Below are 18,748 nucleotides of genomic sequence, written 5' to 3'. Positions count from 1 at the left end.
CGACGATATTCTGCCGACGCCCTGAGAGGCAGCTGACAAGGGAAGTTGGGCTGAATGGCAAAGAAACAGGTTGCACTCGTTATTCATGAAGGTGTGCAAGCATTGGACGTAGCCGGGCCGCTCGACGTCTTTGCCGAGGCAAATGCATTTCTTAGCAAAGGCGAAGGTTATGATTGCATAGTCGTTGCAGGCCAGCGGGGTTCGCTGCGCGCCTCCAATGGCATGCTGATTGGCGTGCATAAGACGTTTGCGCAAGCCGCACGGAAATTTCACACGGTTCTTGTTGCTGGCGGCCCGACGCTTCCAAATGCCGAAGACGATACCGCTATGTCAAAGTGGCTTCGCACTTGGTGCAAGAGAGCGGTGCGGTATGGGTCAATCTGCACCGGCGCTTTCGCGCTCGGCCGAGCGGGTCTCTTAGACGGGCGGACGGTTACAACCCATTGGCAAAATGCTGCCAAGCTCGAAGCAGACTTCCCCAAAGCGCGGATCGAGCATGATCGTATTTTTTTGCGCGATGGCGCGTTGGTAACGTCCGCCGGCGTCACCGCCGGAATTGATCTTGCACTCGAACTTGTGAGCGAAGACTATGGGGCTTCAGTCGCTCTTTCCTGCGCAAAGCGTCTGGTGGTTGTGACGCAGCGCCAAGGCGGTCAGTCGCAGTTCAGCCCCTTGCTGCAGCCGCGCAGCGATCCGCGATCAGCCCTTGGTAAGGTCCAAGCATACGTGCTCAGTCACATTGGAGAGCCACTATCGGTTGCGCGCCTGGCGCAAATAGCTGGTACAAGTCCTCGCTCGATAGCCCGACTATTCGTCAAAGACCTCAAGATAACTCCTCACGATTACGTCGAAGCGGTGCGCCTCGACCATGCGCGCAATCTCCTCGAAGCAACCGACCTTGCACTGAAATCGGTGGCTTTTGCTTGCGGGTTTGGAGGCCCCGAGCAGATGCGTGCTGCTTTTCAGCGTCGGCTAGGCGTAAGCCCTCAACGCTATCGAGAGAGCTTCCGCTATGTGCACCGAAGAAGACTGGTTGACGCAAGATCTTGAATTCGCAACGCTCGAGTAAGGGGGCGGCATCACTTTTTGAGTCACCAACTCTTCCTCTCGCTCTGCTAATCCGCCAAGATGATGCGCGCCAGATCGCCGGGATTTTCGACCGCTGAGAAGTGGCCAGTGTCTTTAAGAGTGATCAAGTTTGCCTGTGGGATTAGCGAACGAGTCCGATCCCTTTCGACAGTATGAGACCAGTCAGTGTCACCGTAAATCAAGGTAACCGGTGCGCTGATGCCGCGATAAAGGTCCCGCGCTTTGCTCCAGGATCGCCAGCCGGCCAGCACTTTGCGCGCAGCGCGCTTATATCCTGGTAGGTGGGCAACTTGATCGAATTCGACCAACAAATCGGCAGGAAATTTTTTTGGATCGTGATAGCCGCCGTCCATGATCTTCTTGAGCACGACCTTGTTCTCCAACGACGCGTTAAACGCCCCCAGTACAGGGATTTGCAAACTGCCGATGATGAAGTTCGAGAACCAGTTTCCGCGCCGGATGCCATCGCCGTAACGGGTTTCGTAATCGTAAGGGTTGATCGAATATACGCGCTTGATCCGCTGCGGTATCGAGGCTGCAACAGTCAGCGCAAGTGCACCTCCGATGGACTCGCCAACAAGCGTAACGTCTGTGAGGTTGAGCAATTCAATGAAGCCGATAACGGCTTCTCTCATATAGGGTTCATCCAATCTTGCGTTGGGGTCGATGGGCGAGCGGCCGTGCCCGGGCAGATCAATAGCGTAAACGGTGTAAGACTTGGCGAGAGTTGGCGCTAACTCACGAAAGTATTCAAGTTGCGTTCGGATCGTATGCATGAGAACCAAGGGTGGGCCTTCACCAATCTTTTGGAATCGCATGCTGAGCTTGTCCGAGACCTTAAGAAGGCTTGGTGCGGATACGCTGGCGGTCGCCATAATGGTATCTCCTATATTGATCTGTAAGATTTCGTTCAGGTTAAATGACGCTTGCGAAGGCTTACGCTCTGAGATCTCAATCCTTCTGGTCGATGATCTGAAGCGCGCGGCGTTTTGCATCTGCGAGGACTTTTTCCGATAGCTGCACATCGTTGCTCGCCCGCGCCATGACGAGGGCTCCGAGCATCAGCCCTCCGAGCTCGATGGCGCGTTCAGCGCGCGTTTCCTTTGGGCAGGACAATCCGTCTGAGACAAGCTCAATGAGCTGACAGATACCGGACGTGAAGGCGCCGCGAACGACGTCGCTTTGTCTTGATGCTTCTGCGCCGCACGCCGAGATCATGCAGCCCACAGTGGGATCGTCGCGGTGCGTATCGGATAAATAGTCGAGCACGTACGCCGTGAGCGCCGCACGCGGCCCAGCCTCCTCCGCTTTTCTTTCAAAGCGTTCGACGACTTCCTCGAACGCCTTCGTTGCCGATGAGGCTACAAGCTCGTCCTTCGATTTGAAGTGGCGGTAAAACCCGCCATGCGTAAGCCCGGCCGCATGCATGAGATCGACGACACTGGTGCGCTCGATGCCCCGTTCCCGCAGCATCCTCGACGCTACGGATGTGATCTCCTTATGGTGTCGAGCTTTGACCTCGCGCGAGAGTCGCACGGCATTTCTCCTTTGTTCTTGCTCTTGTTCGGTCACGCCACTGCTGTGACTTCAGCCGCGTGCGAATGAACCTTTTCAGTCGGACGGACGCGGAACCAAATCGCGTAAAGCGCAGGCAGAAAGAGTAGGATCAAGAATGTTCCGACCGCCGTCCCGCCTATCAGTGTGTAGGCCATGGAGCCCCAAAAGACCGATGTCGTCAGTGGAATGAAGGCGAGCACGGCAGCCAAAGCGGTGAGGACAACGGGGCGTGATCTCTGGACGGTGGCCTCAACCACCGCATGATAATCATCGAGGCCTTCATCTTTGTTGGTCTTGATCTGCTCGATCAGGATCAACGTGTTGCGCATCAAGATACCGGATAGCCCGATCAAACCGAGGATGGCGTTGAAGCCGAAGGGCTGGTTGAAGATCAGCAGCGTCGGCACCGCACCGATCAGTCCAAGCGGCGCGGTCGCCAAGACAAGCCACATTGCCGCGAACGATCTCACCTGGAAGATGATCACGATCATTGTCAGTGCGATCATGATTGGAAACACGGGGACCAGCGCGTCGTTGGCTTTCGTCGCCTCTTCGATGTTGCCGCCCATCTCGATGCGATAGCCATCGGGAAGAGACGCAATCAGTGGCTGCAAGGCTTTTTGAATTTCCAACGATACCGGCGGCGGCTGCATCGACTCGTCGATGTCGCTCTGCACCGTAATCGTCGGCGTGCGGTCACGCCGCTTCAGGATCGGATCCTCTTGCACAATCTCGATGTGGCCAACCTGACTGAGCGGCACCAATTGGCCGCTATCGTTTTGCAGGACAAGATTGCCGAGTTTGGTCGGATCCAGCCTGTCCGGACCGGCGCTGCGGGCAACGACTTGCACCGTGCGGATATCTTCTCGGACCCCGGTCACAGTCACGCCGGTCAGCAGGAACTGCAGCTGCTGGGCGACGTCGCTCGGTGATAATCCGATCAAACGAAGCCGATCCTGATCAACCGTGAAACGAACGGACGGTGTTCTTTCGGTCCAGTCGGTGTTCACATCACGCGTATGCGGATTGGCACGCATGATCGCGACCACTTTTTGTGAGATTGCTCTCAGCTTATCGAGGTCTGGCCCCATGACGCGGAAAGCGACCGGGAAGGGTGACGGCGGTCCGAACACGAATTGCGCTGCACGAACGCGCGCCTCGGGTGCCAGTCCCTCGGTAATCTTTTGACGAATGCGCAACTTCAGTTCATCTCGTGCTTCCGAGCTTGGTGTCAGGACGACGATTTTCGCGAATGATGGGTCCGGCAGTTCCGGATCATAGGCGAGGAAGAAGCGTGCAGCGCCTTGTCCGATGAAGGAGACGATATTCCTCGTTTCGGGCTGCGTTTTTAGCCAAGCCTCGACTTTCGCGACGGCCGCGCTCGTCACTTCGATGCTTGAGCCTTCGGGCATCTGCACTTCGACAAGCAACTCACGTCGATCGGAGCTTGGGAAAAACTGCTGTTTTACCCCAGCCATGCCCACACCAGCGGCAACAAAGAGCAGGACGACGAAGCCCGCCACGATATACTTGCGACGCACCGCCCAGCTTACCGCTCGTCTGAAGCGCTCATAGTTCGGAGTTGAATAAATCGCGGTGTGTCCACCTTGGATGGGCTTAATGTTCGGCAGCATTTTCACACCGAGGTAAGGCGTGAAGGCTACGGCCACGATCCACGAAGTGATGAGGGCGAAGGCGACAATCCAGAAAATATTGCCCGCATATTCGCCTGCCGTTGACCTCGCAAACCCGACTGGCATCAGGCCGATGACGGTGACGAGCGTTCCCGAAAGCATCGGCGCTGCCGTGTGGCTCCAGGCGTAGGCCGCCGCTTTTGTGCGCTCGTAGCCTTCTTCGAGCTTCACGACCATCGTTTCGATAGCGATGATGGCGTCATCGACGAGAAGACCAAGAGCCAGGATGAGCGCGCCGAGCGTAATGCGATCGAAGTTTCTGCCGGTGATCATCATAATCACGAAGACTGCCGCGAGCGTCAAAGGTACGGCCGCTGCCACAACGATGCCGACGCGCCATCCAAGGCTCAGAAGGCTGACGATCATCACCACCGCCAAAGCGACGACGAACTTCAGCATGAACTCGTCAATGGATTCTCGGATGTTTTCAGCCTGATCGATAATCTTGTTTAAGGACAATCCGGCGGGCAAAGATTTCGCAATCTTCGCTTCTTCTTCGTCGAGGGCTTTGCCCAGATCCAGGCCATTCCATCCGTCTTGCATGACGACGCCTAGCACCATCGCCGGATCGCCGTTATGTCGGATCAAAAAGGTGGCTGGATCCTCGTAGCCGCGCTTCACCTCTGCGACGTCGGAGAGCTTCAGAACACGGCCGCCGGCCACGATTGGCGTGTCGGCAATCTTTTGAAGATCGTCATAAGCACCTTCGACCCGGACAAACACTTGCGGACCGTTGGTGTCGACGGAACCTGCGGCCGTGACGACGTTCTGGCGATTGAGCGCATCAAAGATGGTCCGGGCGCTGATGCCCAACGTCGCGAGCTTGGCGTACGAAAACTCGACGTAAATGCGTTCTGGCCGCTCGCCGAGGATATCGACTTTCTTTACGCCCGCCACATGGAGTAGTCGCTGCCGCAGCGCTTCGGCCTCTCTAGTTAACTGGCGCGGCGGCATCCGATCGCCCTGTACGGTATAAAGAGCAAAGGTGACATCGGCGTATTCGTCGTTGATGAAAGGCCCAATTGTACCGGACGGCAGCTTCAGCGCCTCATCGCCGAGCTTTTTGCGCGCTTGGTAGAATTGCTCGGGGATATCGGCTGGCGGCGTCTGGTCCTTCATCTGGACCTTCATCAGCATCAAGCCAGGGCGCGTGAACGTCTCCACCCGATCATACCAACGCAGTTCCTGCATGCGCTTTTCGAGAGGCTCGGCAACGAGATCCTGCATCTCTTTTGCGGTCGCGCCGGGCCACATGGCGGTTACCGTCAAAACTTTGATGGTAAAAGGCGGATCTTCGGCTCGGCCGAGCTTGTCGAACGCATAGGCGCCCGCCAAGGTAATTGCGATGATGAGAAACAGCGTGATGGCACGTTCGCGGACCGCGAGGGCGGAGAGATTAAAGCTTATCATCGTGATGCCGTTTCTTCGCCTTCGACGCGAACGTTATCGCCGTTGTGCAGAAGTCTACCGCCCAGTGCGACTACCTGATCGCCAACGTCTACGCCGCTGCTGATGAATGCCTTCTCTTCACCGATGCCGGCGAGCTTCACCGGTCGGAAATTCACGGCCATCTTCTGCTGATCGACCAGCCATACGCCCGACGACGTACCGTTATCGATCACCGCGCTCACAGGCACTTCGACGATATCTTTGGCTTTGAACTGCGGGATGTGAACCGTTACCGTCGCACCGAGAGGAGCATTTGCTGCCGCCCCGCTAAGGACGTATCGCGCTTCATAGGTACGCGTCGCGGGATTTGCGGCATCAGAAAGCTGACGGAGCCGAGCGATCGAGCGAGACTTGAGATCGCCATAAAGCGTAGCGGTTGCTTCCGAGCCGATCGCAGGCCGCACGGTTTCGGGAAGATCAACGGAAGCCTCTCTCGCGCCGGCATGCGCGAGGCGAACCACGGTTTGTCCGGCAGAGACGACCTGTCCGGGTTCTGAAAGCGTCTCCATAACCACACCGTCAGCGTCGGCTGTCAGGACCGAATAATCTTCTGCGTTGCGGGCGAGTTGCGCATTGGCTTCAGCGGCGGCGAGCTGCGCTTCCGCGTTATCCAACGCAGACTTCGCCTGTTCGTAGCGCTGATGAGAGATCCAGCCTTCGCCGACAAGGTTCTTGTACCGCGCCTCATCGGCACGCGCTTGAATGGCAGTGGCGCGGGCCGCATTGATGGCGTTTGTCTGCGCGACGATGGTGAGTTTCAGGTCTACGGGATCGAGCTTCATCAATGGCTGACCAGCTTTGACGGTCTGCCCGGTATCGACGAGGCGTTCGATGATCTTTCCGGCAACGCGGAAGCCGAGATTGCTCTGCACCTTTGCCGCAATCACACCTGTGAAGGCGCGTTCGGCGGCGCTTGCCGAGTGAACTGTTGCCACACGAACGAGTGGCACGCCGCTCCTCGGATCGGCGTCGGTCGGTTTGCAAGCGGCTACGCCCACGGACACGAGCGTCAAAGCCACGACGGCGACGGATGCTTTCAATAATGACGTGCCGACCAGATGCGAATGCCCGGCGTTCGTTTCTAGAATTTTCATCACGACCTCACTGCCTGACGGCGGTCCACTAACCTTCGAACCGAATTTCTAAATATAGATTATATTTGACATCTTAAAAGTGCAAGCGGGAAAAGATGCTGGCCATAATCTTTTTTATTTTGGACGGGGGGATGACGAGCAGCTTGGGGCGAGCCGGAGGGCGGAGGTCCGGCTATCAAGTGGCAAAGTCTGGCATGACGGCTGCTGGCCGGTTGCCGCGACGCGACTAGGCGTGCGGGGGCAACCGCATTAGCGTCCCGAAGTAGGAGGGAGCCCCGCGAGCCGGGAAGTTTCCGTTATTTACGGGCTTCGATGATTTGGTTTGCGCGTTTGCGGGCCGAAGCGATGATTTCGCCGGACAACTTTTCATCGTCCGTCGCGCGGGCCATAGCGACGGCCCCGGACAGAAGCGAAAGCAGCTCAACTGCTTTGTCTTTGCGCTCTGCCGCTGGGCAGGACAAACCCTCCATGATCAGGGACAGATTTGTCTTGATGCCGTTTGTGAATACGCCTCGGATGGCACCTTGCTCTCGACTCACGTCTGGGCCGAATGCCGCAATTGGGCAGCCCATTTCGGGCTTTTTGACATGCCCGAGCGTGAGATAATCCGTGACGTAAGCGATGAGAGCCGCCTTGCTCCCCTGCGACTCGACGCGTTCCTGAAAGCGCGCGTTGATCTCGGCAAAAATCCGCTCGGTCGCCTCGGCGACAAGCGCATCCTTTGAATCAAAGTGCTTATAGAAGCCACCATGCGTCAGGCCGGCCGCCGCCATCAAATCGGCGAGACTCGTACCGACGATGCCACGTTGGCGCAGCATTTTCGACGTCTCGGAAATGATTTCGTCGTGTCGTTGGGCCATCACCTCCCGGGACACTCGCATGGTCTCACCTCTTGTTTTGAACGTTTCTTTGTTGGTGCAGCTATCTTAATTGGCTGGCGTAACTTGATCAGTCACCTTGTCCGAAGCGTCCTGATCTCATTTTCCAATCGCGTGACGCAGGCTTCCTGTATGCCGCCAGGCTCGTAGGCCATCGCCAGCGCGACCAGATCCACCCATTTCAAGAAACGGCCTAAATGCCTGTTGTATCATGTCTATCCAAAGCGTCATTGCGTATTAGATGTCGATCGGAATGCAATTGTCAAGGATTGTTTGGGCGGCGTCCAAAATCGAGGGGAGACCGAGGTGGCCACTCGGTCCCCCGATCGTTCTCCTGTTAGCGCTTATTATGCCGCACGGACGCGCCAGCATGGCTAACCTTGGCCGACGAGGAAGCTTGCCAGGCTCCCTGCTTAGAGCCGTTGGGGTTGACATAGGAGCCGGCGCCCATAGCGCGATCGGTCTCTTCGAGAGCCTGGGCGCTAAGCGCACCAGCAGAAAGGGCAGCGGCCGCAACAGTGACGAGGATCAAAGCTTTCATTGTCGTTCTCCATTCAATTGTTTAGCCGCCAACCCGATGGTCGCGGATTTTTAGATGACGAATGTCATCCGTATAAATAGATTGCTATTAACATCTAAAATATCAAGACATAACCTGACGATGGGGAGGAAGAGACGATTGTGTCGCATCTTGGATGCGAGGCACAATCTAATCGAAGGAGTTTGCTAATCGCCGTAAGGCCTGATTTTCGCACCTAAGGCGCCTCAACCGCATCAAGCAACTTTGCCTGCCGTCAGAGCGGTATGATGCTTTTCGATTTTGTCGGCGAGATAGCGACTATCTTCATCGATGGCGAGGAAGCGACCGGAACCCCAGGTATTTAGCCAACCCAAGCCAATAAAATAGAAGCCGGGAACATCGCAGACGCCGCGATCGAATACGGGTTTTCCGCCCGCGCCGAACACGTCCACGTCGATCCAAGAATAATCCGGTCGGAAGCCAATAGACCAGATGACCGACGTGATGCCGAGCGCCGTGGCATCGATCTCCGTCGTTTCCGTCTCCGGGCGCCACAGTTTCTGGAATGCAGGCTCTGCCGGTACTTCGATGCCGTTCTTCTCGATGTAGGCGTCGATCTGCTCGCGGATGCCGACATAGCTCTTGTCGGCATCGTCGAGATTCTTTTCGAGATCGGGATCAAAGCTAATTTTTGCACCGTTCATGCCGGAAACAGAACCGTAAAGTGATACGCCGCTATCGACGACGAACCGGCGCAAATCGATTTCTTTGCCGCCGTCACGACCGGACATGTAATGGTTGGTCTGCGTGAGCGCCTTCATCGGATCCGGGTGTTCGGCGATCGTGATGGCGTAGTGGCCCATGTCGTAGAGCCAATCCGTTGCGTCACGACCGCGATACTTGCGCGGGCTGCGCGGCGCTGGGCCGACCGCCATGTGGACCTTCCGCCCGTCGCGAACGAGATCTTCCATGATCTGTACGCCGGACTGCCCCGTGCCGACAACGAGCGTCGCGCCTTCTGGGATCTGGGACGGCCGGCGGTAATCGACGGAATGAATTTGAGTGATCGCAGGATCGAGATCTTTCGCGTAGGGCGGCACGATCGGATTGTCATAACCGCCAGTTGCGATGACAACCTGATCGCAGATCCAGCTACCGATCGATGTTTCAATGGCGTATCCGCCTTGCTCGCGCGGAGCGATCCGCGTTACCGCGACGCCCTCACGGAGCGGCGGATTGAACGAGGATGCGAAGCCGTCGAGATAGTCCGTGATTTCGTCCTTCAGCATGAACCCGTTCGGATCATCGCCAGCATAGGGGTAACTCGGCAGTCTGCATTGCCAGTTCGGCGTGACGAGGCAGAACGTGTCCCAGCGGTTCACGCGCCAGGAGTGAAACTTCCTGTGGCGCTCGAAGACGATATGCGCAATTCGCTTTCGCGTTAGATAATAGCTCACTGAAAGTCCGGCCTGCCCGCCGCCGATAACGACGACAGGAATATGCGGTACGCCGATATCCTTCATATCCGTCTCCTTAAGTGGCCTGATGTCCAGACAAGCCACCTCGGCGTCTGGCGTCGCTTCGAACAATTTGACCCGCGTCTCGATGCGATCGAGCTGTCCCATGGCGGCGGCGCAGGCATATCCGTACTTGCGCATTACGCGTGATGAAGCGCGCTCCATCGCGATACGAGCGCGCAGAAGAAATTCCTGGAGCGGATAGCTCGCACCCGGCGTCAATAATTCCGATACAATGCTTGATGGCGAATAGCAGTTCTCCGTGCTGCCATCGGGCCAGCGCAGGGTGAAAGAGGTCTCAGGCATGTTCGCAATCCCTCTGCCGAAAGCCGAGGTAGGGTTCGTTCGCGTAGTTCCAGAAGGCGGCCGTTTCACCGCCCGCAGAAAAGCGCACTTCGTCCCCGTGGAAGACACTCCCGATCACGGCCGCGCTGATGTCGCGATCGGCAAAGTGGCTGACGACGCGATCGGCGAACGCCACGGGTACGGCGAGAAGGAAGCCGTAGCTTGGGAATGCGCGCAGCCAACGCGATAGCGAAATGCCGGCAGGCGTATCGATCGCGTCGAGGTCGAGCTCTATTCCGACGTCGGAGCTTTCCGCTAGCATCAGCGACGTGCCGGCAATACCGCTCTGGCTGACGTCCTTGCCTGCCGATACGAGATCGTCTTCGGCGAGACGCGGGAGAATCTCGAGATCGTTCCGAAGTCGGTCGGCCGGCGCGCCCTCTGCTGCGAAGAAGTTGTCGTAGTTGCGGAACGCACCGCGCCTGTCTATCGCGGCGATGATGACGTCGCCCGGCGTCGCGTCGAAACTCGTGATGATGGCCTTCGCGCGGCCTAAAACTGTCACGGCGAGGCTGAGCTCGGTTGCGGAAAAATTCGTATGGCCGCCGACAAGGGGCACGCCGTAAGCATCCGAAGCAGCTTTGAGGCCGGCGAGGAGGGGCCTGGCGAGATCGCTATTCGGCGCCCAAATCTGGTCGATGAGCGCGACACCGCGTCCGCCCATCGCGGCGATGTCGGAAAGGTTCACCATCACGCCGCACCAGCCTGCGAACCACGGATCGCTCGTCACAAATTGCGGAATGAAGCCTTCGCCTGCGAGAAGGTCGTAGCCGCTGGCGTGCGGCAGGATCGCGGCGTCGTCTCCCGGGTGGCCGACGCTTTGTTGGGCGAGGCCAAGTCCCTTGGCAGCGTCGCTGATCGCCCGCTTGGATTGGATCGCAGGATGATTGCGCAGCTCTTCGATCAGAGCGTTGAGTGCTGAGGCCGTCATGCCGCGATCCTCCGCGGCTTGTGATACCAGCCCATGGCCTCGTTCAAGATCGGCGGATAGTGGGCGAGATCCGCGCTCATGAGTCCATGTGGTCTGCCGTGCAGTTCAACCATCTCAAGCAGCCGCCAGTTCAGACGGCGGAACAGGATGACGTTCTGCTCCTGCACATGCGCGTGAAAGGTGTGGCAGCCGCGCGTGTTCGCCAGCGAAACAGCGAAGCGGATCAGCTCAGCGCCCAAGCGGCCGACTTGGCGAAAGTTTCGGTCGACGACGAGGCGCGATCCCCACCAAAGACCGGGCTCGGCCTGGTGAATGCGGACTGTGCCGACCACCGCATCGGCTTCGTGTGCGTAGGTTGAGATCGCGACGAGATGCGTGGCGATCAGATCAATGTCGTCGCGGTCGTGCTCCTTGAAGATTTTTTGCTCTTCGACGAACACGCGCTTGCGGAGATCTGATGCGCCGCGCGCTTCCCAAGGCATGGAGGCCGCACGAATGAAATAGCCTGGGCACTGATAGGAACGAGGCTCGATCTCGATCATTGCATCACTCGCAGCTTTTCATAAGTTGAGAGGGCTGAGCAGGCGCCGCACTTGCCGCAACCAGCTTTGATGTTCTCCGATGCCATGCCTGCCGCGACGATCATTTGGCCCAACGGGCGCAGGATCGACGCCATGAAGTCGGCGCTGGGGGCGGGATGACTTTCGAGCGGCGTGCCGGAGATAGGGACGAAGGGGACAACGAAGGGATAGACGCCCATCGTCACGAGTTTCTCCGACACGGCCAGGATGGCGTCGGGCGTATCGCCAAGGCCGGCGAGGATGTAAGTGGAAACTTGTCCGCGCCCGAACACTTTCACGGCGGCTTCGAAGGACGAGAAATATTTGTCGAGCGGGACGGACGCCTTGCCGGGCATGATCTGTTCGCGGATTTCTTGTGTCACCGCTTCGAGATGCATGCCGAGCGCATCGACGCCTGCGTCCGCCATGCGCTGGTGCCAGATATCGTCATCCGGCGGCTCGCATTGCACTTGGATTGGGATATCGACGGCGGCTTTGACGGCGCGTGCACTGTCGGCAAGGACCGCGGCGCCGCGGTCTTTTCCGGGCGGCGTGCCGGTCGTCATCACCATGTGCTTGACGCCGTCGAGTTCGACGGCCGCCCTGGCGACCTCGGCCAACTGTTCCGGCGTCTTGCGCGCGATGGTGCGACCCGCAGCGAGACTCTGACCGATGGAACAGAACTGGCAGGTCTTCTTCCGGCTTTCATAGCGGATACAAGTCTGCAGAACCGTGGTCGCCAGCACGTCGCGCGAATGCAGCGTAGCGATGTGGCTGTAGGGGATGCCGTCTTCGGTCTGCATATCATAGAAGCGTGGACGGCCGGGAAAGCGGACCTGCGCGATTTCGCGACCGTCTCTCGTAATGCGCGCGCGGCCATCGGAGCCCGGAGCCTCGACGAGAAACGGGCTTTCAAACGCAGGTGCGGTATGGACCGGCACCATCACCGTCTTATCGCCGATCGTCAGAGCCTTGTGGTCGGAGGGCCCTGCACCGCCACGGCGGCTTTCGTGGCCGGCGCGCGGATCCAAGAGACGTACGCCGCGTGTCTGAAGTTCGTTGATGAGCGCCGAGTCAGACATAGTTCGCCTCCTCCTCGATCGATTGCGACTCCGATGCTTGTGCTGCGTGCGATATCTCGCGGGCATTCGCGGGGCGCGTGTCGTGGACGAGGTGCAACAGCTCCGGCCGCGCGTAATGGCCGACGCTGTCCATCATCCGCTTGCGCTTCGTGATGAGCCGCATGTCGAGGTCGGCGATGAGGATGCCTTCGCCATTCGTGATGGGATCAGCGAGATGGCGACCTTCGGGCGAGACGATGCAGGTCATACAGCCATCACGCATTGCGGATTGCAGCTTGGGATCGGGATGAATCGATGCGATCTGCTCTTCCGTGAGCCAAGCTGTGGCGTTGACGACGAAGCAGCCGGCTTCGAGAGCGTGATGGCGCATCGTCACCTCGATCTGCTCGCCGAAGATCGGACCTACAAGACTGCCGGGGAAATGCGCTGCGTGGATCTCCTCGTGCTGTGTCATCAAAGCATAGCGGGCAAGCGGATTGTAATGCTCCCAGCAGGCGAGAGCGCCGACCCGGCCGACTTTCGTCTCGACGACCTTGAGCCCTGCGCCGTCGCCTTGGCCCCACACCATGCGCTCGTGATAGGTCGGCGTGATCTTGCGCCGCTTTAGTAAGAGCGAGCCGTCGGCGTCGAAGATCAGTTGCGTATTGTAGAGCGAGCCGTGGTCTCTCTCGTTCACGCCGAGAACGATGACGACGCCGCGCTTGCGGGCGATGTCGGCGACCGCATTCGTATCGGCAGAGGGAACGACCACCGCTTCCTTATAAAGTTCAAGATGCGGGGCGCCCTGAAGGACCGGAGGAAGGACGAACGAAAAGTAGGGGTAGTAAGGAACGAACGTTTCCGGGAAGACGATGAACTGCGCGCCTTTGTCGGCCGCCTCAGTGATGGCATTCAGCACGCGCTCGATCGTGCCAGCGCGGCCCTTGAGGTCGGGAGCAATCTGGACGGCGGCGGCGCGGATGGTATCAGTTCGCACGACTGTCTCTCCTTCTACGCAAGCGTGTTGCCGGTTGGAGCCGGACCGGCTCGTGCGCGGTCCGGCTCAGGGATCAGACGGTCCAGGTGTCGAGGATGACGGCGTTGGCCTTCTTGTGCAGAAGGACGCAATCGAGAACGTCCTGTGGCGCTATCGGACGAATACCGGGGAGTAGAGACGGCTCGCCGTGGCCATAGAGTGCCTGCAGCGCAAAGCGGCAGGCGTAGACCTTGCCGCCTTCCTTCATGAACTTGTTGAGGTTGGCAGCGAAGTTCTGGTGGCCCGGAAAAGCTTCATCACCGAGGGTTGGGAAGCCGCGCTGTACGCCAAGCGTGACGCCCGGCCCGTACAGCAAGATCGACGTCTCGTAGCCTTTCCGGTTGAGGCGGATGGCATTCAAGATGTTGACCAGGCCGATCGAGCCTTCGAAGGCCACGGTGTGGAACGTCACCAGGGCTTTCTCGCCGGGCGAGGCTTTGACATCCTCGAAGACCTTCTCCTCGTAGTCGACGAAGTAGTCGCCGGCCTTATGGGCTTCCTGGGTCACTTGCGGCATTGCGGGCCTCCTTGTTGCGCCAACATGATTGAGTGTTTCGTCGATAATATGCATACATTTGACGGTCAATAAGACAATCAATTATACATACAATATAGTCGCATAATTTTCTCTTTTGTCGATTTTTCTGGCACAATGGTGGGATTTTTGCTCGAAATTCCGGCGAAAGCAGTGCTTCAATTTCCAATATTTGCATGGCCTACATGCATACAATATTGCATCCATACAATCGGCTTCAATTTCCGTGCGGCATCACTTAATGGTTCGGTTGAGGAGAACGAGATGGCGACCTGGAGACCGACGCTCACCGACAGCGGCAAACCGCGATACCTGGCGATCGCCGACGCCGTGGAGGAGGACATCCGGAACGGCACCCTCGCGCCGGGGGATCGCCTGCCGCCGCAACGCAAGCTCGCCGAATGGCTTGGAATCGATTTCACGACGGTTTCGCGGGCCTACACGGAGGCGCAGTCGCGCGGGCTGATCGATAGCCACGTCGGACGCGGCACGTTCGTTCTCGGCACGGACGCGGGCGATGTTGGCCCTGATCCCGCGAGATCGAGCCAGGAAGATCTGGCAATGAACATGCCGCCGGAGCCGACCGACGCCGCACTTCTCGCCAAGATGCGCGAAGGGCTCGAGTACGTCTCGACCAACCTCATTCCGCTCCTTCGGTATCAGTCCGCGATTGGCGGCGAGAAAGACAAGATCGCTGCCTCGACTTGGCTATCGCTAAGGGGGATGGTGCCGAAACTCGACCGCGTGGCGGTGACGCCCGGCGCTCACGCGACGATGACTGCGATCCTGGCGACGATCACCAATCCCGGCGACATCGTTTTATGCGAGCGCATCACGTATCCCGGCATTCGCGCCATCGCCGGCCGCCTGCGTGTGAAGCTCGTTGGTGTCGAGATGGACGGCCAGGGCATTCTGCCTGATGCCATCGAGAAGGCCGTCAAAGCATTTGGCGCGAAGGCGCTCTACCTCAATCCTACTTTGCAGAATCCGACAACAATAACGGTGCCGACGGAGCGCCGCTTGGAAATATCGCAGGTGCTTCGCAAACACGGATTGCCGCTGATCGAAGATGACGCCTATGGATTCATCCCGACCAAGGCCCCTGCACCGCTTGCAGTCTCGGCACCGGAGCTCAGTTGGTATATCGGTGGACTGGCAAAATGCATCGGCGCGGGTTTGCGTCTTGCGTATACGGTTGTGCCGTCGGCAAAGGACGCTTACGCGCTCGCCGAAGCCTTGAAGGCCGTCTCCGTGATGCCGTCTCCGCTCGGAATGGTGTTGGCGACACGCTGGATTGAAGATGGTACCGCGGACCGCATCCGCCGGTTCATCCGCGCCGAAACGGCGGCTCGTCAGCAGCTCGCCTCAGAAGTGCTAAAAGATTTCGATTACATCGCCGCCGAGAATGCCTTTAACGTCTGGCTTCGTTTGCCGGAAGGTGCTGGGCGCGCCGATATCATCGCCCGCATGGCTGGGCGGCATATCGGCATCATTCCATCCGACGCATTCACCGTTGGCGGTTCGCCGAGCGAGCATGTCCGTGTCTGCCTTGGAGGCTCGATCGGCCGTGAGGCGCTCAGATCGGGACTTCTCTTCATGTCGCACACGCTCACGCAGAACGCCTATTCCGGATAGCGGTCTCGTCGAACCGCCGAGGCAGAGCGCGTCGCCTTCTCCATGTCAGGCGGCTCTATAGGGTCGTGAAGGTCCACGATCGCGGCAACTCGCCGACGTTCATCGTAGCGATTGATGTGCAGGAATATCCAGCGTTCGGACCATTTCGCGGGAATCGAGCCTTTGCACATTTTTTCTGCAACGCGATGCCTGAAAACCGGTCCGCCGAATCCAAATCTTTGTGCGCCTTAAGACAAGTGCACCGGCGCGCGCCGGGCATAGGCTTCTCAATCGAAATTGGACCATGGCGTGCGCCATGACGATGTCGAGGAGACCAGGATGCACAACCGTTATTCTCGTGAATGCCCGACGATAGCTTCGAGCATGCGTTGGCGATGGATCGCCGTCCTCTTGGGCGCAGTGCTCGTCGCAAATATTTGCGGAACCGCTCCGGCGAGCGCGGCTCCCGATGCGTGCGCGGCGCTGCAGGCAAAGTATCCCGCATGGAAAGGCAAGACGCTCGTCAACGCCATCAATCCGCACACGCCGGGATACGAAGCGCTCGATCCCAATGATCCGTCGAAGTACGTTGGCTACGATATCGATCTCGGCGAGGCGATCGGTGACTGCCTCGGCTTCAAGGTGACCTACAAGGCTGTGACGTTCGCGGCGCTTCTGACCACGCTTGCCAGCGGCCAGGCTGACATTGTCATCTCCGACATCTACGCCACCGAAGAGCGCGCCAAGGCCGCCGACTTCATCAAATACTCAAAAGTGTTCGATGGCGTCCTCGTCGCGAAAGGCAACCCGAAAAAGATCGACGGCATCAATCTCTCGATGTGCGGCGCTGCCGCTGCCGAGAACACGGGTTATGTCGAAGTGCCTTTGATTCAGGCTCTCGTTCCCGAGTGCAAGGCCGCCGGCAAGCCCGAGCCGACACTACAGCTCTACGACAACAACGCCGACTGCATTCAGGCCATTCTCGCGGGTCGCGCCGACACCTACGTCAACGACGTCAACACTGTCGATCAGGCCGTGAAGGCGTATCCGGACAAGCTCGAGAAGGCGGTCGCGGTGACGATCCCCTATTCGGTCGGCATCGCCGTTCCCAAGGACAAGCCTGAGTTCCGCGAGGCCGTCTTCGCCGCCCTCAAGGAAATTTATAAGTCTGGCGCCCAGGCCGAGCTTCTGAAGAAGTGGGGCCTTGATCCGAACAATCTCGAAGAGCCGAGCATCCTGTCGGTTAAATAATGGATCTCTTCTTTCACTATCTCAGCCTGCCGTACCTGCTTCAAGGCATCTGGTTCACCGTCGAGGTGACCGCCTTGGGGCTGGCCGGCGGGCTTATCCTAGGCGTGATGCTCGCGGGCATGCAGCTGAGCCGGTATAAAATTCTCGCCGCCTTCGCCCGCGCATACACCGTGATTTTCCGAGGCACGCCGCTGATTCTGCAGATGGTGTTCGCCTACGATGCCTTGCCGCGCGTCGGCCTGACGTTGAGCGCCATCGGGGCCGCGGGGCTGGCACTGGCCGCCAACGAAGCGCCATTCATCGCTGAAATGCTGCGCGCCGGCGTGCTCGGCGTCGACCGTGGCCAGATCGCGGCCGGACAGGCTCTCGGCATGACGCCGGGAATGCTGATCCTTCGCATCATCGCGCCGCAGGCGTTGCGCACGATGATCCCGGCGATCGGCAACGAAACCGTCAGCGCCTTGAAGAACTCCTCGCTGGCGAGCGTCATCTCGGTGCAGGAGCTGACGCTGCGCAGCACGCAGCTCGCCTCATCGACCTTCGATTTCTTTTCGATCTTCTTCGCGTCTGGCCTGATCTATCTCGGTCTCACGACGACGGTCAGCATCATCCAGCTTGCGCTCGAACGCATATTCGATCTCGACCGGCCCAAGGGCGCATCGATCTGGGCGAACTTTCTTCCCTGGCGCACGGAGGTTCCCGTAACTCCGCCCGAGCCGGCCGCGACTGATACCGAACCGCCGCAGATCTCCGCACTCGCACCCAAAGCCACCGTCCGTCGTGACGCGGCCGCACGCGCGGCGACACTTGCCGGTAACGACATGGCGGTCGAGGTGAAAGGTCTGCGCAAGAGCTACGGCAAACAGCCAGTGCTCGACGGCGTCGATCTCGGCGTCCAGTTCGGCGAAGTCATCGCGCTTCTCGGGCCGAGCGGTTCCGGCAAGAGCACACTGCTTCGCTGCATCAATCACCTCGAAAGCTGGGACGCGGGCTCCGTTCTCGTCGCGGGTCGCCGGCTCGACGTCAGCGAGAGCGGACGAGCCCTGACGCCGCGCGAAATCGCAAATGAGCGCGCGAGCGTCGGCGTCGGCATGGTGTTCCAGCATTTCAATCTCTTCGCCCATCTGACGGCGCTAGAGAATATCGCGGGCCCACTGCGCTGGATTCACGGCATGTCGCGCCCCGATGCGGAAAAGCGCGCCCGGTCGCTACTCGCCCGTGTCGGCCTCAGCGACCGTGCCGATGCTTTGCCGCGGCATCTCTCGGGCGGACAGCAGCAGCGCGTCGCCATCGCCCGCGCGCTCGCACCTTATCCGAGCGTCCTGCTGCTCGATGAGCCAACGTCCGCGCTCGATCCGGAGCTCATCAGCGAAGTGCTCGATGTCATCCGCCAACTCGCCGTCGAGGACGGCCTGACGATGATCATCGCCACGCACCAGATCCGTTTCGCCGATGAGGTCGCCGATCGCGTCGCGTTCCTGAGCGGCGGCGCCATCATCGAGCAGGGGCCGGCGCACGAGGTTCTGAGCAACCCCAAGCATGCGCTGACGCAGCGCTTCTTGAGCATGATGGAAGGCGACAAGGCGCCGAAGCGCTCGGCATGAGCAGCATCCGACA

General features: G+C 59.0%; 16 protein-coding genes. 4 read left to right on the top strand and 12 right to left on the bottom strand.

The window, feature by feature from the left end; translation table 11 throughout:
- Positions 1-54 precede the first annotated feature (54 nt).
- The gene (locus RLW41_RS03035) at positions 55-1,050 is read left to right on the top strand and encodes a GlxA family transcriptional regulator (protein WP_414463437.1); all 996 of its coding nucleotides are present in this window, start codon (positions 55-57) and stop codon (positions 1,048-1,050) included.
- Positions 1,051-1,115: 65 nt separating this feature from the next.
- On the opposite strand, the gene RLW41_RS03030 is transcribed toward RLW41_RS03035, so the two are convergent.
- The 12 genes from RLW41_RS03030 to RLW41_RS02975 form a co-directional block, all read right to left on the bottom strand.
- Positions 1,116-1,964 (bottom strand): alpha/beta fold hydrolase, encoded by an 849-nt coding sequence (locus RLW41_RS03030; RefSeq protein ID WP_414463436.1) that lies wholly within the window; start codon positions 1,962-1,964, stop codon positions 1,116-1,118.
- A gap of 76 nt (positions 1,965-2,040) precedes the next feature.
- Positions 2,041-2,625, bottom strand: coding sequence for a TetR/AcrR family transcriptional regulator (locus RLW41_RS03025; RefSeq protein ID WP_414463435.1), 585 nt, complete (start codon positions 2,623-2,625; stop codon positions 2,041-2,043).
- 32 nt (positions 2,626-2,657) lie between these two features.
- Complete coding sequence (locus tag RLW41_RS03020; RefSeq protein WP_414464651.1) at positions 2,658-5,747, bottom strand: efflux RND transporter permease subunit; 3,090 nt, start codon at positions 5,745-5,747, stop codon at positions 2,658-2,660.
- Positions 5,747-6,883: an efflux RND transporter periplasmic adaptor subunit gene (locus RLW41_RS03015; protein ID WP_414463434.1), complete on the bottom strand. Its 1,137-nt coding sequence runs from the start codon at positions 6,881-6,883 to the stop codon at positions 5,747-5,749. The genes RLW41_RS03020 and RLW41_RS03015 overlap by 1 nt, the downstream gene beginning before the upstream one ends.
- Before the next feature lie 296 nt (positions 6,884-7,179).
- Positions 7,180-7,743 (bottom strand): TetR/AcrR family transcriptional regulator, encoded by a 564-nt coding sequence (locus RLW41_RS03010; RefSeq protein ID WP_409560706.1) that lies wholly within the window; start codon positions 7,741-7,743, stop codon positions 7,180-7,182.
- Between the two features lie 355 nt (positions 7,744-8,098).
- Positions 8,099-8,302 (bottom strand): hypothetical protein, encoded by a 204-nt coding sequence (locus RLW41_RS03005; protein ID WP_414463433.1) that lies wholly within the window; start codon positions 8,300-8,302, stop codon positions 8,099-8,101.
- 233 nt (positions 8,303-8,535) lie between these two features.
- Positions 8,536-10,104, bottom strand: a complete 1,569-nt coding sequence (locus RLW41_RS03000; RefSeq protein WP_414463432.1) for an MSMEG_0569 family flavin-dependent oxidoreductase — start codon at positions 10,102-10,104, stop codon at positions 8,536-8,538.
- On the bottom strand, positions 10,097-11,074 hold the full coding sequence (locus RLW41_RS02995) for a sll0787 family AIR synthase-like protein (protein WP_414463431.1): 978 nt from the start codon (positions 11,072-11,074) through the stop codon (positions 10,097-10,099). The genes RLW41_RS03000 and RLW41_RS02995 overlap by 8 nt, the downstream gene beginning before the upstream one ends.
- Positions 11,071-11,616, bottom strand: a complete 546-nt coding sequence (locus tag RLW41_RS02990) for an MSMEG_0567/Sll0786 family nitrogen starvation N-acetyltransferase (RefSeq protein WP_414463430.1) — start codon at positions 11,614-11,616, stop codon at positions 11,071-11,073. The genes RLW41_RS02995 and RLW41_RS02990 overlap by 4 nt, the downstream gene beginning before the upstream one ends.
- On the bottom strand, positions 11,613-12,716 hold the full coding sequence (locus RLW41_RS02985; RefSeq protein WP_409560701.1) for an MSMEG_0568 family radical SAM protein: 1,104 nt from the start codon (positions 12,714-12,716) through the stop codon (positions 11,613-11,615). Before RLW41_RS02985 ends, RLW41_RS02990 begins: the two co-directional genes overlap by 4 nt.
- Positions 12,709-13,692 (bottom strand): Nit6803 family nitrilase, encoded by a 984-nt coding sequence (locus RLW41_RS02980; protein ID WP_409560700.1) that lies wholly within the window; start codon positions 13,690-13,692, stop codon positions 12,709-12,711. The genes RLW41_RS02985 and RLW41_RS02980 overlap by 8 nt, the downstream gene beginning before the upstream one ends.
- Positions 13,693-13,765: 73 nt before the next feature.
- Positions 13,766-14,248, bottom strand: coding sequence for an MSMEG_0572/Sll0783 family nitrogen starvation response protein (locus tag RLW41_RS02975; RefSeq protein WP_414463429.1), 483 nt, complete (start codon positions 14,246-14,248; stop codon positions 13,766-13,768).
- A 282-nt stretch (positions 14,249-14,530) separates the two neighbouring features.
- On the opposite strand from RLW41_RS02975, the gene RLW41_RS02970 reads away from it, so the two are divergent.
- From RLW41_RS02970 to RLW41_RS02960, 3 genes are all read left to right on the top strand, one after another.
- Positions 14,531-15,901: a PLP-dependent aminotransferase family protein gene (locus RLW41_RS02970; protein WP_414463428.1), complete on the top strand. Its 1,371-nt coding sequence runs from the start codon at positions 14,531-14,533 to the stop codon at positions 15,899-15,901.
- A 363-nt stretch (positions 15,902-16,264) separates the two neighbouring features.
- Complete coding sequence (locus tag RLW41_RS02965) at positions 16,265-17,131, top strand: ABC transporter substrate-binding protein (protein ID WP_414463427.1); 867 nt, start codon at positions 16,265-16,267, stop codon at positions 17,129-17,131.
- Complete coding sequence (locus tag RLW41_RS02960; RefSeq protein ID WP_414463426.1) at positions 17,131-18,735, top strand: amino acid ABC transporter permease/ATP-binding protein; 1,605 nt, start codon at positions 17,131-17,133, stop codon at positions 18,733-18,735. The genes RLW41_RS02965 and RLW41_RS02960 overlap by 1 nt, the downstream gene beginning before the upstream one ends.
- Positions 18,736-18,748 lie beyond the last annotated feature (13 nt).

Source organism: Hyphomicrobium sp. DY-1, from assembly GCF_047497105.1.
In the GTDB taxonomy this organism is placed as follows: domain Bacteria; phylum Pseudomonadota; class Alphaproteobacteria; order Rhizobiales; family Hyphomicrobiaceae; genus Hyphomicrobium_B.
The sequence above is the reverse complement of the archived record's forward strand: the minus strand, read 5'-3'. Positions and strand labels throughout refer to the sequence as shown.

Excerpts from the sequence above, each read along its gene's own strand:
- RLW41_RS03015 (WP_414463434.1), bottom strand. The coding sequence starts at position 6,883 with ATGAAAATTCTAGAAACGAACGCCGGGCATTCGCATCTGGTCGGCACG.
- RLW41_RS03005 (WP_414463433.1), bottom strand. The coding sequence starts at position 8,302 with ATGAAAGCTTTGATCCTCGTCACTGTTGCGGCCGCTGCCCTTTCTGCT.
- RLW41_RS03030 (WP_414463436.1), bottom strand. The coding sequence starts at position 1,964 with ATGGCGACCGCCAGCGTATCCGCACCAAGCCTTCTTAAGGTCTCGGAC.
- RLW41_RS02990 (WP_414463430.1), bottom strand. The coding sequence starts at position 11,616 with ATGATCGAGATCGAGCCTCGTTCCTATCAGTGCCCAGGCTATTTCATT.
- RLW41_RS03000 (WP_414463432.1), bottom strand. The coding sequence starts at position 10,104 with ATGCCTGAGACCTCTTTCACCCTGCGCTGGCCCGATGGCAGCACGGAG.
- RLW41_RS02975 (WP_414463429.1), bottom strand. The coding sequence starts at position 14,248 with ATGCCGCAAGTGACCCAGGAAGCCCATAAGGCCGGCGACTACTTCGTC.
- RLW41_RS02970 (WP_414463428.1), top strand. The coding sequence starts at position 14,531 with ATGGCGACCTGGAGACCGACGCTCACCGACAGCGGCAAACCGCGATAC.
- RLW41_RS02965 (WP_414463427.1), top strand. The coding sequence starts at position 16,265 with ATGCGTTGGCGATGGATCGCCGTCCTCTTGGGCGCAGTGCTCGTCGCA.
- RLW41_RS02960 (WP_414463426.1), top strand. The coding sequence starts at position 17,131 with ATGGATCTCTTCTTTCACTATCTCAGCCTGCCGTACCTGCTTCAAGGC.
- RLW41_RS02985 (WP_409560701.1), bottom strand. The coding sequence starts at position 12,716 with ATGTCTGACTCGGCGCTCATCAACGAACTTCAGACACGCGGCGTACGT.
- RLW41_RS02995 (WP_414463431.1), bottom strand. The coding sequence starts at position 11,074 with ATGACGGCCTCAGCACTCAACGCTCTGATCGAAGAGCTGCGCAATCAT.
- RLW41_RS03035 (WP_414463437.1), top strand. The coding sequence starts at position 55 with ATGGCAAAGAAACAGGTTGCACTCGTTATTCATGAAGGTGTGCAAGCA.
- RLW41_RS03010 (WP_409560706.1), bottom strand. The coding sequence starts at position 7,743 with ATGGCCCAACGACACGACGAAATCATTTCCGAGACGTCGAAAATGCTG.